This window comes from Leeuwenhoekiella sp. MAR_2009_132 (assembly GCF_000687915.1).
Classification (GTDB): Bacteria; Bacteroidota; Bacteroidia; order Flavobacteriales; family Flavobacteriaceae; genus Leeuwenhoekiella.
The window spans coordinates 1,669,221-1,683,779 of the sequence record NZ_JHZY01000004.1; the positions used below are offsets into that span (position 1 = coordinate 1,669,221).

At 37.2% G+C, this 14,559-nt stretch carries 14 protein-coding genes; 2 read left to right on the forward strand and 12 right to left on the reverse strand.

Annotation, left to right across the window (positions count from 1 at the left end; genetic code table 11):
* Nucleotides 1–3: 3 nt before the first annotated feature.
* Together P164_RS15730 and P164_RS15735 are read left to right on the forward strand one after the other, a co-directional pair.
* Nucleotides 4–1,260, forward strand: a complete 1,257-nt coding sequence (locus P164_RS15730) for an aspartate kinase (protein WP_028377287.1) — start codon at nucleotides 4–6, stop codon at nucleotides 1,258–1,260.
* 138 nt (nucleotides 1,261–1,398) lie between these two features.
* The gene (locus P164_RS15735; protein ID WP_035899922.1) at nucleotides 1,399–3,231 is read left to right on the forward strand and encodes a GNAT family N-acyltransferase; all 1,833 of its coding nucleotides are present in this window, start codon (nucleotides 1,399–1,401) and stop codon (nucleotides 3,229–3,231) included.
* Between the two features lie 128 nt (nucleotides 3,232–3,359).
* Here P164_RS15735 and P164_RS15740 read toward each other — a convergent pair whose 3' ends face one another.
* The 12 genes from P164_RS15740 to P164_RS15795 all read right to left on the reverse strand — a co-directional run bounded on the left by P164_RS15740 (nucleotide 3,360) and on the right by P164_RS15795 (nucleotide 14,559).
* Entirely contained in the window at nucleotides 3,360–3,707 is a 348-nt protein-coding gene (locus P164_RS15740; protein WP_028377288.1) for a TM2 domain-containing protein, read from the reverse strand.
* A 28-nt stretch (nucleotides 3,708–3,735) separates the two neighbouring features.
* Complete coding sequence (locus P164_RS15745; protein WP_028377289.1) at nucleotides 3,736–4,131, reverse strand: VOC family protein; 396 nt, start codon at nucleotides 4,129–4,131, stop codon at nucleotides 3,736–3,738.
* A 6-nt stretch (nucleotides 4,132–4,137) separates the two neighbouring features.
* Entirely contained in the window at nucleotides 4,138–4,740 is a 603-nt protein-coding gene (locus P164_RS15750; RefSeq protein ID WP_028377290.1) for a MarR family winged helix-turn-helix transcriptional regulator, read from the reverse strand.
* Nucleotides 4,741–4,827: 87 nt separating this feature from the next.
* On the reverse strand, nucleotides 4,828–5,760 hold the full coding sequence (locus P164_RS15755; RefSeq protein WP_028377291.1) for a 2-hydroxyacid dehydrogenase: 933 nt from the start codon (nucleotides 5,758–5,760) through the stop codon (nucleotides 4,828–4,830).
* A gap of 19 nt (nucleotides 5,761–5,779) precedes the next feature.
* Nucleotides 5,780–6,187 (reverse strand): acyl-CoA thioesterase, encoded by a 408-nt coding sequence (locus P164_RS15760; RefSeq protein ID WP_035899925.1) that lies wholly within the window; start codon nucleotides 6,185–6,187, stop codon nucleotides 5,780–5,782.
* 81 nt (nucleotides 6,188–6,268) lie between these two features.
* The gene (gene mgtE, locus P164_RS15765) at nucleotides 6,269–7,618 is read right to left on the reverse strand and encodes a magnesium transporter (protein WP_028377293.1); all 1,350 of its coding nucleotides are present in this window, start codon (nucleotides 7,616–7,618) and stop codon (nucleotides 6,269–6,271) included.
* Between the two features lie 183 nt (nucleotides 7,619–7,801).
* Nucleotides 7,802–8,662, reverse strand: coding sequence for a 16S rRNA (adenine(1518)-N(6)/adenine(1519)-N(6))-dimethyltransferase RsmA (gene rsmA / locus P164_RS15770; RefSeq protein WP_028377294.1), 861 nt, complete (start codon nucleotides 8,660–8,662; stop codon nucleotides 7,802–7,804).
* Between the two features lie 33 nt (nucleotides 8,663–8,695).
* Nucleotides 8,696–9,022 carry a DUF4286 family protein gene (locus tag P164_RS15775; RefSeq protein WP_028377295.1) on the reverse strand — a complete coding sequence of 109 codons (327 nt, stop codon included), beginning with the start codon at nucleotides 9,020–9,022 and terminating at the stop codon, nucleotides 8,696–8,698.
* A gap of 32 nt (nucleotides 9,023–9,054) precedes the next feature.
* Nucleotides 9,055–10,839, reverse strand: coding sequence for a tetratricopeptide repeat protein (locus P164_RS15780; RefSeq protein WP_028377296.1), 1,785 nt, complete (start codon nucleotides 10,837–10,839; stop codon nucleotides 9,055–9,057).
* An 84-nt stretch (nucleotides 10,840–10,923) separates the two neighbouring features.
* Nucleotides 10,924–12,192 (reverse strand): serine--tRNA ligase, encoded by a 1,269-nt coding sequence (gene serS / locus P164_RS15785; RefSeq protein WP_028377297.1) that lies wholly within the window; start codon nucleotides 12,190–12,192, stop codon nucleotides 10,924–10,926.
* 92 nt (nucleotides 12,193–12,284) lie between these two features.
* Nucleotides 12,285–13,631: an HTTM domain-containing protein gene (locus P164_RS15790; RefSeq protein ID WP_028377298.1), complete on the reverse strand. Its 1,347-nt coding sequence runs from the start codon at nucleotides 13,629–13,631 to the stop codon at nucleotides 12,285–12,287.
* Entirely contained in the window at nucleotides 13,624–14,559 is a 936-nt protein-coding gene (locus P164_RS15795) for a bifunctional riboflavin kinase/FAD synthetase (protein ID WP_028377299.1), read from the reverse strand. Before P164_RS15795 ends, P164_RS15790 begins: the two co-directional genes overlap by 8 nt.

Genomic DNA, 14,559 nt, shown 5'->3' on the forward strand with positions numbered 1-14,559 from the left:
CTTATGAGTTTTGAAGTTTACAAGTTTGGAGGCGCATCTGTTGCAAGTGCCGGCGGTGTACGTAATTTATTAAACGTTCTTAAAGAAACCGAAAATCAAGACCTTATAATAGTGGTTTCGGCGATGGGTAAGATGACTAATGCTCTGGAGCGGGTAATTGTGGCCTATTTTGAGTCTCCAAAAGGATGTATTGAAGCCTTACAGCCGGTTATTGAATTTCATTTTGCACTTGCAGGTGATTTATTTGAAAATCCTGCTGCACCCGTATTTAAAAGATTACAAAGTCTCTTTGATGAATTGAGAGGTTTTTTAAACCGCAATAAATCTCCCGATTACGATTTTGTATATGACCAGATTGTGGGTTATGGCGAACTCTTAAGTACTACTATCGTAAACGCCTATTTACAGGAGCAAGGTTTAGGAAGCACTTGGCACGATGTAAGAGAGTATATAAAAACTGACGCGAGTTACCGAGAAGGAAAAGTAAACTGGGAACTTACGATGCGTAATCTAAGTAGAAATTTGCCTAAAAGTGGGATTCAGCTGATGCAGGGTTTTATAGGTTCTGACGCAAATGGGTTTACTACAACATTAGGAAGAGAAGGCAGTGATTATACGGCTGCTATCATCGCCTATTGTTTAAATGCTAAACAGGTAACTATTTGGAAAGATGTGCCCGGTGTTTTAAGTGCAGACCCGCGGTATTTTGAAAATGCCGTTTTACTAAAGTTTATATCCTATCAAGAAGCGATAGAACTGGCTTTTTATGGGGCGTCTGTAATACATCCTAAAACATTACAGCCGTTGCAGCGTAAGGAAATTCCGCTTTATGTACGTTCTTTTAACGATTTTAAAGCATTAGGAACCCAGGTGAGTTTGGGTAAAGCTATAGAGCCCGAAGTGCCTTGCTATATTTTAAAAACCGGGCAGGTTTTGCTAGAGTTGGCATCATTAGATTTTTCATTTATGGCCGAAGAGAATATTGGTGAAATTTTTAAATTACTGGGTACGTATAAAATGAAAGTAGATTTAATACAGAACTCTGCTATTAGTTTTTCGGTGTGTATAGATAATAAATATAAAAACTTAGATGCGCTGGTTGCAAAGCTGCGGGCAGACTTCAAGGTGACTGTATATCAGGATGTATCGTTGTACACGCTGCGACATGCTACAGATGATTCTGTAAAAGTTTTAGAGTTAAATAAACAGATCTTATTAAAACAAGTTGCGCAAAATACCGTTCAACTGGTTACATTATAGGTAGCTTGCTGCGTTTTTACCTATATTTGTTTTCTACCTTCTTGGTGGTCTTTTAATAGTAGGCCTTGCCTTCAAAATAATTTAGTTAAAACGATACAACCTTTATCTTTATTTAAAGGTTTTGAACACTAGCAATTAATGGGATTAGTTACCGCAAAAGAAGTCGCAAAAGCAATTAATGTAGATAAATTTGGTTTTGCGGGTACATTTATGGGTTGGACACTTATGAAAGTGCTCAAAATCTCAAAAGCAAATGAGATTTATGATCGCAATAAGCATTTGAGCGACCTAGAATTTCTGGACGCTATTCTAGGTGAATTTGAGATCGATTTTGATATACCTGAAGAAGATTTGAAAAGACTTCCTAAAAATGGAAGTTACATAACTATAAGTAATCATCCGCTGGGCGGTATAGATGGCATACTGCTTTTAAAGCTGATGATAGAGCAGCGCCCTGATTTTAAGATTATCGCTAATTTTTTACTGCACCGTATAGAGCCGCTTAAACCCTACGTAATGCCGGTAAATCCTTTTGAAGATCACAAGGATGCAAAATCGAGCATTGCAGGATTTAAGCAAGCAATTACACATTTGAGAGATGGGCATCCTTTAGGGATTTTTCCTGCAGGGGAAGTTTCTACTTACAAAGATGACAAGTTAATTATAGATAAACCCTGGGAAGAAGCAGCGATGAAGCTCGTGAAACGTGCAGAGGTGCCTATTGTTCCTATTTATTTTCACGCAAAAAACAGCCGACTGTTTTATCAATTATCCCGTATAAGTGATACGTTGCGTACAGCAAAATTACCTTCAGAATTACTTACGCAGAAGAAGCGTATCATTCACGTACGTATAGGTAATCCTATTAATGTAGCAGCTCAAAAAGAGCATGCCACATTAGAAGAATTCACCGAATTTTTAAGAAAGAAAACCTATATGCTCGCCAAGACTTTTGAGAAAAAGTCAATTTTGAGTACTATTCCGCAGTCTTTAAAAGTGCCTAAAGAGCCTAAAAAGATTGTAAAAGGTGTGAAGTCTGAGCTTATTGAGGAGGAAGTTCATTTTCTTCGGGATAATGAGCGTCGCCTGTTGCAAAGCAAGAACTATGAAGTGTTTTTGGCTTCCGCCGAAATTATTCCGAATATATTAAATGAGATAGGTCGTTTGCGCGAGATCACTTTTAGAGAAGTGGGTGAAGGAACTAATGAGCCTACAGACCTAGACGGTTATGACCGTCATTATCATCACCTGTTTTTATGGGATGAAGACAATAAAAAAATCGCTGGCGCGTACCGTATGGGATTGGGTTCTCAGATTATGCCGAAACTTGGTATCAACGGTTTTTACCTTCAAAGTCTCTTTAGATTTGAGCCTGAATTGCACAAAATGATGGGCGAGAGTATCGAGATGGGGCGTGCATTTATCATAAAAGAATATCAGCAAAAACCAATGCCTTTATTCCTGTTGTGGAGAGGTATTGTGCACACAACTTTGCGCTTTCCGGAACATAAATATCTTATAGGAGGTGTAAGTATTAGCAATCAGTTTTCTAATTTCTCAAAATCTTTGATGATTGAATTTATGCGCTCGCATTACTACGATCCTTATGTGGCACAATACATTAGACCGAAAAAAGAATTTAAGGTTAAGCTGAAGGATGCAGATAAAGAGTTTGTTTTTGACGAGACAGAAGCAGACTTGAATAAGTTTGATAAAATCATTGAAGAGATGGAAACCGGAAACCTGCGTCTTCCTGTTTTGATCAAAAAATACATTAAACAAAATGCTAAAGTAGTCGCTTTTAATGTAGATCCGCTTTTTAATGACGCAATAGACGGGTTAATGTATATACGTATAGAAGATCTTCCTGAAAGTACGGTAAAACCGGTTTTAGAAGAATTTCAGGCAGAATTAGAGCAAAAATTAGAGCAATCTAAGCGCGAGGAAGAAGAGTCTGCTAGAGAGTCTTAAAACAAAACTAAAGAACCTGTATATAAAAAAAATGTCGCTACTAACTTTATGTTTGTAGCGACATTTTTAGGTTTTAAAATTTATATTTAAGCAATTTTACTACTGAATATAAAGAAATCCATTTAAAATTAAAACCAGGGTTTTCTCCCTACCTGATAGGTTTGATAAAATTCTTCATCTGTTTTAGTAAGATAGATGATGCCTTCTATAAAACCTATAAGGCCGCCTATTCCACAAGTAACAACCGAAACTACAATTTGAATGATGCCTTCTTTTGTGTATCCTAAAATAAATTTATGAATACCTAAGTATCCAAAAATTAATGCCAGAATACCACAGATTAATTTTTTATTCTCTCCGTGATTGGTTGTTTGATTCCAGCTTTCTTTAAAATCATTAGCAGCATTTTTTGCTCCATCGCCAAAGTTTTTAGCAGTTTCTCTGGCCTGGTCTTCGAAGTTTTTATCTTCATTCATTGATTTACTGATTTTGGTTGATTGTTAATTAATTATTTTCTAAAAATACAGAATCCTTAGGTTCCCACAATTCTATTTTATTGTTTTCGGGATCTAAAATCCAACCAAATTTTCCGTATTCATATTCTTTAGTTTCTCCAACTATAGTGACGCCTTCCTCTTTGAGAATTTCTAATAATTCGGTTAAGTTTTCAACTCTAAAATTCATCATAAACGGTTTGTCACTGGGTGAGAAATATTCTGACTTTTCTTCAAAAGGGCTCCACTGCGTAGAACACTTATTGCCGTCTTTATCATGCCACCAGAATGTCCACCCGTATTGATCTGTGGGTATTCCTAAATGAGTTTTATACCATTCTTTAATCTGATCTGGATTTTTAGTTTTGAAAAAAAATCCTCCTAAACCGGTAACTCTATTCTTCATATTATTTTATTTAGATTGATGTTTGGGACAATCAATTCGTCTGTCTTTTGGTTTTAATTGCACGCGCAGTTGCATACAAAAGGCGTGATTAATACCGTCAGATCTATAGGCCGTGCAGTTTGCACAAGATCTGTTTAATTGTATTGTATTCTGCGAATTAAGTTTAGATAGTATGGAAAACAGACTATTATAAATAGCCTCTAAATTCTCTGTTTTCTCATCGTTTAAAATATTTAAAACAGGAGTTGTGTACTCTTGAATTTCAGAAACACGTTTTTTACCCTTTTCGGTAAGTTCTATATGAAATCTACGATTATCTCTAAAGTTTAGTACTTTAAGTAGAAGTCCTTGTTTTTCAAGTGTTTTTATACAATCACTAACTGTTGCTTTAGTAATTTGAAATTCGTTTACTAACCTGCTTACCGTATTATCTTTTGCTTCGTGATAGGCTATAAATAATAATAATTTTAGTTGAAGTGGAGAGAAACCGCTTTGCTTTTGCCCTTTCCAGGCGAGTATTCTAAAAGCATCTGCAAGCTTATCAAAAGCCGCAGTTGTGCGTACAGAAAGATTTTGATTTTGAAAATTAGGATCGTAAATGTGCTGCATAAAATACCTTTTGTTACTTCTAAAATAACAAAAATGCATTAAAAATCAGCCTTTTATATAAGCTAGTTAGGAAACCGTAGTAGTTTTTTAAAGCTTTAAAATTTTATCTACTATTGTTTGAGAAAGTTTAACCTTGCTTTCAACCGTCCAACCCGCAATGTGCGGGGTTAAAATAACCGTATCAGCTTGAATTAAATATTGCAAGGGTTCTGGCATTTCTTCGGTAGTAAATAAATTTTCAAAAGAAAGTTTCTCGTATTCTAAAACATCGAGACCGGCACCCAGGATTTTACCAGATTTAAGAGCGTCTACAAGATCTGCCGTAACCACACTTTTACCACGGGCAGTATTGATGAGCCAAAATGGTTTCTTAAACCCTTCTATAAACTGTTTATCAACCATCTTGTCAGTTAATGGTGTCCACGGGGTGTGCAAGCTTAAGACATCTGATTTTTCTTGTAATTCTTCAAGAGTAACCTGTCGTGCATGCGCATTACCCAAATTGGGTCTTATATCATAACACAGTACTTCACAATCAAAACCCTGCAGTTTTTTAGCAAAGGCATTTCCCATGTTGCCATAACCTATAAGCCCTACGGTCTTTCCTTCAAGTTCTAAACCTCTATTTTTCTCCCTATTCCATTGGCCATGTCTTACTTCTGCATCTGCCAATTTCAATTTATTAAACAACATTAGGAGCATTCCCAATGCGTGTTCTCCTACTGCATTTCGGTTTCCTTCAGGAGCGGCTATAAGTTGTATTCCTTTAGATTCGGCATACGGGATATCTATACTTTCAAGACCGGCACCTACACGCGCGATAAATTTTAGGTTTGTTGCCTTGTCAATAAACTGTTTATCTATTTTAAACCTACTTCTAATTACAACACCTTCATACTCATCAATTTTTGCTTCAATTTCTTCTTTAGAAGAGGTAAAGTCTGTGTGATTACTATGACCGGCTGCCTCTAATTGTTCAATCATCAAGTCATGATTGCTGTCTATATGTAAAATTTTCATAAGTATGATAATCTGGAAATTATTGATTTACTTCTTCGTAATATGCTGTAAAACCCTCAGGTACGCGTAAAGGCTTACGAGTATCCATATTCAGTAAACACCAACTCGTTATAGCGCTGGCCAATAGCTTATTATCTGCCGGTCTAAATATTTTTGTTCTACGGAACGAGCGAACACCTTCAAATTTTTCAATCCACGTTTCTATGGTGACCGCCTCTCCCTCAAATGCAGGGGCGTGATATTTAATAGTATGCTCGAGTGCTACCCAGGCATATTTTTGTAACATTTCTTCTGTAGAATTGTGTTGCCAGTGTGCTTCTGCAACATCCTGCACCCACTGAAGGTAAATTACATTATTTACGTGACCAAGACCGTCAATAGCTTCAGCAGGAACCGTTATATTAAGTTTAAATGTTTTTGCATTCATTTCTCAAAAATACTAAACTAAATTTGGCAAGTATGTTTAACTACCTGTTTTGAGATTTATTTGGGAATATTTTAGCCTTATTTAAAACCCTAGGATGAGTTTCGCCAGGCTAAAATAGATAAGAATTCCGAAGATATCATTGCTCGTGGTGATAAAAGGTCCTGTTGCAATTGCAGGATCTATACCTTTCCAGTCTAATAAGATGGGGACAAACGTACCTACCAGAGCAGCAACAATAATAACAGAAAGCATTGCCACAGCGACAGTTAAACTTAATAACCAGCCAAAACCAAATATAAGTCCGAAGCTTACTACGAGTACTCCTAAGGCAATACCGTTAATAAGTCCTATACTTATTTCTTTAAGAAGTCGCAGCCATAAACTACCCGTTACATTGTCATTAGCGAGACCTTGAACAATAATCGCACTTGATTGTACACCTACATTACCGGCAACTGCTGCCACGAGTGGTGTAAAGAAAAACAGTTCGGGATGTACCTGTAAAGCACCTTCAAAACTTTTCATAATATTTACAGCGCCCAGACTTCCTACGAGACCTAGTACAAGCCACGGTAATCGTGCCCGGGTAAGTTCCCAGGTGGTATCATCTGCTTCTGCTCCTTGTGATAAACCCGCAGCCATACGGTAATCTTCATCTGCTTCATCCCGTATAAAATCTAGAATATCATCTATGGTAATTCTACCTAAAAGCACGCCAGAATCATTAGTAACCGGCACGGCTTCCAAATCATATTTTTGCATTAAACGGGCAACATCTTCACCAGAATCGTGTACGTTAACCGAATCTACATTAGGAATATAAATGTCTGAAATTTTTGCATTAGCATCTGCAGTTAACAGATCTTTAAGCGAAAGTCTGCCTATTAGATGGTCTCTTTTATCAACTACATAAACGGAATGTACCCGGGTTACATTTTCGGCCTGAGCTCTCATTTTATCTACACAACCGGCAACCGTCCAGGTTTCGCGTACACGTATAAGCTCTTTTGCCATTAACCCCCCTGCAGAATTCTCTTCATAGAGCAACATCTCAACGATATCACGAGCATGCGCTTCATCTTCAATGGCATCTATAACCTGCTTTTGAATCTCATCAGAGAGTTCAGATAAAAAGTCAACCGCATCATCGGTGTCTAGCTCGTTTAACTCATCTGCAATTTCCTGTGGAGAAAGATTATCAAGAATGTCTTCCCTCAGGTCTTCATCAAGCTCCATAAGAGCTTCAGAAGTAGTCTCACTATCCAGAAGTTTTACCAGATAGGTTGCTTCATCGAGATTAATCTCATCAAAAATTTCGGCAATATCCGCGTGGTGAACCTCGTCAAGAAGCTCAAGAATAGCAGCGTCATCACGAGCCTCGATTAAGTTTTCGATTTGCTCTATAAGGTCTTCAGTAATTTCAAAAGCCATAGTTGCTCACTTAACGGGTTATTACTTAGTTTTTGGGTCTGGCAAATATAAATAAACTAGTAGGAGACGAGCGTCGCATTGTGATAGATTTACCCTCTTAAAATAGCAATTATAAGAGATTCTTTAACGCTCCTAATTAGAACTATTAATGGCTTTCTAGTAAGGTATTGAAGATGCGTATTTTTAGTTTTTGTCTAAAAGCAAATCCTCATGTATTGCTTGAGTAAGTGCTACAAATTGATTAACATCTAATTGCTCGGGGCGCTTGTCAAAAACATCTGTAGCTCTTAATGTTTCGCTCAATTCCAGTTGTTTAAGACTGTTGCGTAAGGTTTTGCGACGTTGTTGAAACGCCATTTTTACAACTTTAAAAAGTTCTGCGGAATCGCAAGCGAGCTCTTTATAGTTTTCTTTACGCGTAAGTTTAAGAACACCACTATCTACTTTAGGCGGCGGATTAAAAACTTCAGGTGGTACTGTAAACAGATATTCTGCATTGTAAAACGCCTGTGCCAGTACCGAAAGAATACCATAGGTTTTGCTGCCCGAAGGTGCGCAGATGCGTTGTGCCACTTCTTTCTGAAACATTCCGCTAAATTCTGGAACCTGATCTCGCCATTCTAACATTTTAAAAACAATCTGTGTAGAAATATTATAAGGGAAGTTACCCGTTATGGCAAACGACTTTTCTGCATATAGCTCACTTAAATCATATTTCAAAAAATCTGCTTCTAAAACGGTGAGCGAACCTGTTTCAAAAAGGGCAGGGTACTCAAGCGGAAAACTGTGATTGAGATATACAATAGACTCGCTGTCAAGATCCATTGCGGTGATATGGCTGTTTTTGCGTAACAGATATTTAGTTAAAACACCAGTTCCCGGTCCTATTTCTAACACCTCATTATATCCTGAATGTGTAAGAGTTTCTGCAATTTTTTGAGCAATACCTTCATCTTTTAAAAAATGTTGACCCAGATGTTTCTTTGCCTTTATGGGATCATCTGATGCAGGTTTAGAATGAGACCGGGTAAACTTTTTCTTCATGAGTGTGATTTAGTATTGATTATTTATGCCGTCTTATTGTGGCTTAAATTCAGATTGCTCGCTAATAATCTCAAGTTCTGTTCTAAATGCTACTGTTTTATCACCAAAACGGGCTGCAGCTTCTCTAAGTCGAGGTGCATCTTCTTTATAATAACGCAAAAGACTGTCTTTGCTTTTAGCAGTGTATTGTACAGAATAGGTTTTGCCACCCATTTCTTCTTCTACTAAAACTTTAGTCATTAGCGCTTTTAAAAATTTACCTGTTTGTAAGATTTCAGGAATATGCTCATTGCGCATCCAGTACAGCCAATCTTCATGAATACTGTCATCTACGTTAACCGTAACGTTATATATTATCATAGGGAATTTTATTTTGTGAGGGCAAAGATACCTTAGTTAATCGCGTCTCCTCTTAATTTTCGATATTTCTGCTGTGCTTCAACATAAAAAATACTGTCAGCAAAATTAAATATGATTTGCTCGTATTGAGCTTTAGCTTTTTCGGGTTCCTGAAGCACGTTTGCATATAGGTTTCCTAATTTATAATAGGCATCGTCAGCTAAGATATCGTCGTTGTGGTATTGAATGATTTTTAAATAATTTTCTTCGGCTTTCGCGTAATTTTTCTTTTTTTCAAATAAAATAGCCTGAGCTAAAAGCGCTTCATCTTCTATAGATTTGCCTTTTTCAATAATAAGCAAGCTGTCAAAAACGGCTAGTGCTTCTTCATCTCTATTTTGATATTGTAGTAACTCTGCACGTGCATACGCTTTTAAACCTACCAGAGTAGAATCTTCAATAGCGTTGTCTGTTATTAGTAAATACAGGTCTTGAGCATCATTTGCAATAAGTTGGGTTGCTGAAGATTTTAAAACTTTTAATTGGGTTTTTGCCCACTCAAAATCTCCTTTAAAATAACTGGTTTTTGCCACTTTAAAGCGGGCTTCTTGTGCAATAGGGTCGTTAGGAAGCAATTTTTGAATTTGGGAGTAATAGATAAGAGCTGCATTAAACCGCTCTTGTAGCAGCAGAATGTCTGCAAGTTCCATTTTTACGCGGGCTTGTTCAAATGTATTTAGCTTCAGTTTTAAAGTCTCTTGTAAAAGATCTGAAGCAGCTTCCTCTTCTTTTTTACTGAACGCCAGAAAGTGTGCATACTCAGTCTGAAGATCTAATGTTGAAGCACCAGAGCCATATACTGAAAGCAGGTTTTTATATTCTTCCTTAATGTCATTAAAAGTGCTGGGTTCTGCAGTTTTAATTCGAATTTCAAGAATCTTTTGATGTGCCTGAAGTTTGAGTTCGTCTACCAGTGTATTCTCTATGATGTAATTGAGTATCGAAGTTGCCAGCTCATCTTCCTCATTATCTAAAACAACATCAACAAGTCTTAGTACGCCTATTAATTCATTATTACTGCGCTTGGCAATTGCTTTTTCTTGTAAAAAGGCTTTATTATATTCTTTTTGCTGAATAAACAACCAACTTAGTTTTCGGTTATAAAACAGGTTGGGGTCTTCTTGCATGCGGCTAAGCAGTACTTTTTTTAAAATTTGATTGGCTTCATTTTCAGGATCTTCTGTTATGAATTCGTTGAAATAGCGCTGTAAAATGGTTTCCTGTTTTTCATCTTTAAGAATAAGATCAAGATAGGAATTAAACATTTTGTCAATCTTGCCTTGTTCCCCATAAATGCGAGCCAAAGATGACTCAAAATTGAATCGGGGATTTTGTTGTGATGCATAAGTGTACACTTGAATAGCCTCATCAAGCAAGCTATAATTTTGAAACGCATTACCCACTTGATATGCAAAAGCAGCATTTTCGGTAATACTTGCTATCGCTTTATCGTAATACGTTTTTGCTTCGGTGGTTTTGCCTTGTAGTTGATAGGTGTAACCCAGATCTACAAGCAAGGTTTTGTTGTTTTTAGAAACCTGTATTGCTTGATTAAGTAGGCTTTCAGCAGCTTCGTATTTTTTTAACTGATGATAAACTTCAACGAGTGCGTGAATGTAATTAGAATTTGTGGGTGACTCCTTAAGTAATTCCTCATAACTAAGCGCAGCTTTTTCAAAAGCTCCCTGATCTGCATAATTACGGGCAAGTTCGTCCTGTGCATTTCCAGATAAGGAAATACAAAAAACAAATACGATAAGTGAGAAAAGGCGCAGCACGTAATTACAATTTTTAATAAATATACTAAAGTTGCAGCAGAGTCTACACTTCACTAACGCACTGTGTGTTAAACGTATTAAATCTTAGATTTTATCAAAGCCGCAGTACGGTATCAAAACCTCTGGAATTTTAATGCCATCTGCTGTTTGATAATTTTCTAAAATACCTGCAAGAACTCGTGGTAATGCAAGTGCACTACCATTTAACGTGTGTGCAAGTTGTTTGTTGCCATCTGCATCACGGTAACGCAGTTTCAAACGGTTTGCCTGAAAGGTTTTAAAATTAGAAACACTACTAATTTCTAACCAGCGATCCTGAGCTGTAGAAAAAACTTCAAAATCATAGGTTAGGGTAGAAGTAAAGCCAAGATCGCCACCACAAAGTCTTAAAATGCGGTATGGTAATTTTAACTCGTCTAATATGGTTTTCACGTGGTCAACCATTGCGTCAAGTGCAGCATCGCTATTTTCGGCTTTTTCTAGGCGTACGATTTCAACTTTGTCAAACTGATGTAGTCGATTTAAGCCGCGTACGTGTGCCCCATAAGAACCTGCTTCTCTTCTAAAACAAGGTGTGTAAGCAGTACAAGTAATAGGGAGTTCTTTTTCTTCAAGCAAGCTGTCGCGGTACATATTTGTAACCGGTACTTCTGCAGTAGGAATTAAATATAAGTCGTCTATACCTGCGTGGTACATCTGACCTTCTTTATCTGGCAACTGACCGGTACCAAAACCTGAAGCTTCATTTACTAAATGCGGTACTTGAAATTCAGTATAACCGGCTGCTGTATTTTTATCTAAAAAGTAGTTTATTAGAGCACGTTGTAAACGCGCACCTTTTCCTTTATACACCGGAAAACCGGCACCTGTAATTTTGTTACCCAGTTCAAAATCTATGATGTCATATTTTTTTGCCAGTTCCCAATGCGGCAAGCTGCCATCTTCTAAAACAGGAATATCTCCCTTGCGGAAAACCTCTTCATTATCATCTTCACTTTTCCCTGCGGGTACACTTTCCTGTGGGATGTTAGGAATGGTATACAGTAATTGATCTAATTCTTCAATAGTTGCAGTAAGTGTTTCCTGTAAGTTTTTAGAATCTTCCTTCAACTTAACAGTGCGCTCTTTTAAAATGTTAGCTTTTTTAGCTTCGCCATTTTTAAACATAGCCCCTATTTCTTTAGAGAGCTTATTGCTTTCGGCGAGAGTATTATCTAAAGAAGTCTGGGTGCTACGACGCTTGTCGTCTAAAGAAATTACTTGGTCAAAAACAGAAGTGGCATCAAAATTACGTTTAGTAAGTGCTTTGATGTATTCTTCTTTGTTTTCACGTATATCTGCAAGGTGTAGCATATCTTAAATTTTAGACGGCAAAAGTACGTAAACCCACGCTAAAAACGGAAGCTAATAATTTAGGAATTATGCTATAAAAAAGCAGAACTTAATTAATTATGTAAAGCCTCTTTAGTAGATTCCTTTCCCAGTGGAGACGGCATAATCCACTCATTGTGCCAGAAATAATCCCATTTAGCAGCAGCCATGTCTACCTCTGGATCAATTAAGGTATGATAATCGCTGTCGTTAACCCGTATCTTACAATCTACATAAATTGCAACGTCTTTACCTTTTGCTGCAAAATCTTTTTTAATACGCTGGCAAAACTGCCAGATTACATCTGGTTTTGTGCCTACAGATCGTTGCTGCTTGCGGGAGAGTATTTTGTTGTGATCAAAAGGTATTTCAAGACCAGTGTTTTTGTCAATAACCTTGAAGTTTATCCTCCCGCCTTTAGAGCGTAGCATCATACGCCAGCTAAGACGGTGCCCTTCTTCAGTCCACAGTACATCATCTTTAATAATCCAATGTCGTAAAGGGAGCTCCAGTTGAATTAAAAAATACAAACCGAAAATGAGTAGAGCCGGTTTGTAGATATCTGGCCGTATCACTTCAGCTTTATCGTAGAATTCTTTTTTAGGTAAGAAAATACGCTGTATGGTTTCCGAAGGAAAGAAGAACAGTGTGAATGCTAGTGACATATATGGGAAAATGCCAATTTGAAACACTACTGAATTGAATAAGTGAAAAAAGATTGAAAATATAAAAGCAAATTTACGGGTAGGTTTCCACAGTAACGCAGGAATTATAAGAAGGTCAAATAGAATTCCAAAATAGGCGATGCACCAGTGCACCCATTTTAGTTGAAGGAGTCCTCCTATTATGCGGTAGTCTGCTTTTGAGCGCATAAGTTGCTCTGCCATACTAGCATCGAGCCAGTCTGGGTAAAGTTTTGCTGCGGAAGCATAGGTGTAAACAATCCAGAGTTGAGCGATTATAATCATATAAACCCAGCGCGGCATGCTTATTTTTTTTAAAGCTGGGTTTTGTTTTACATCTATTGAAAAGTATCGGTTTGCAGGCAGGCAAGCCATTATACCCAAAAGAAGCATTAAGAGGTAGTAATGATTGTTGTACGATGATTTTTGCATCAAATAAACCGCAGACCACATAATACCATAAACAACAACACTAAAGCGGTATTTAAAGCCTAACATAATAAATACGCCAAATAATCCCATTATCCCGTAATAGTAGAGCATACCATTGCCGGGAAGAGGTTGTAAAAAATCTAGGCCTATAAAATTGAATGTAAAATCGCCTTCCATTAAGGTGGTGCGAATCCACCCGGTGGCAATTGCTCCCCAGGCCTCTATCGTAATCAGCAGACCAAAAAATACTCTAAAAACGATGAGAGCGCTATTGTCTACCTGTTTGTAGAGATACTTATTAAGCATCTAATTTTTTAATAAATTCCCGAGAGAAACGTTCATCTGCCTGCATAGCTTCAATTAAATCGGCTACATCATTAAATTTTTTCTCATCGCGCACTCGGGTAAGCAATTCTATTTGAAGATGCTGGTCGTAAAGATCTTCGTTAAAGTCAAAGAAAAAAGTTTCTATGGTAAGATCGCTTCCGCCTACGGTGGGGTTTGTGCCTATATTCATCATCCCGTAAACCGTCTGCCCGGCAATAACAGATTTTACAACATAAACGCCCTTAGCAGGAATGAGCTTATAGTTTTCTTCAACCTTAAGATTTGCTGTAGGGTAATTAAATTTTCTGCCTAAACCTCTGCCGCGAGAAACAATCCCGTTGAGCATAAAAGAATATCCTAAATAGTCATTAGCAAGTCTAATATCACCTTCAAGAAGTGCTTTGCGAATTTTAGTAGAGCTTACAGCGACGTCATCAATATCTTTTTTTGAAATCTCTTCAACTTCAAAATTATAGTGTTTACCAAATTCTTTCAGATCTTCAATATTTGCATTGCGGTTACGGCCAAAATGATGATCGTATCCTATAATTACTTTGTGCGCTTTAAGCTGATCTACTAAAATAGTTTTTACAAACTCTTCTGCTGTTAAACGTGAAAAATCTTTGGTAAAGGGATGAATTATTAAATGGTCGAGTGTTGTTGCCTCAAGAAGGTCTTTTCGCTCGGTTATTGTATTTATAAGTTTTATCTGGGTATCTTTTTGAAGCACCATTCTAGGGTGCGGAAAGAAAGTGAGTACTACAGACTCTAAATCGTTGTTTTGCGCACTGGTAAGCAGGCGATCTATAATTTTGCGGTGTCCTAAATGAACACCGTCAAAAGTGCCAATAGTAACTACGGTGTGTTTTGAACCGTTAAAGCCTTCTGCAGAAATGTGTTGTTCCAA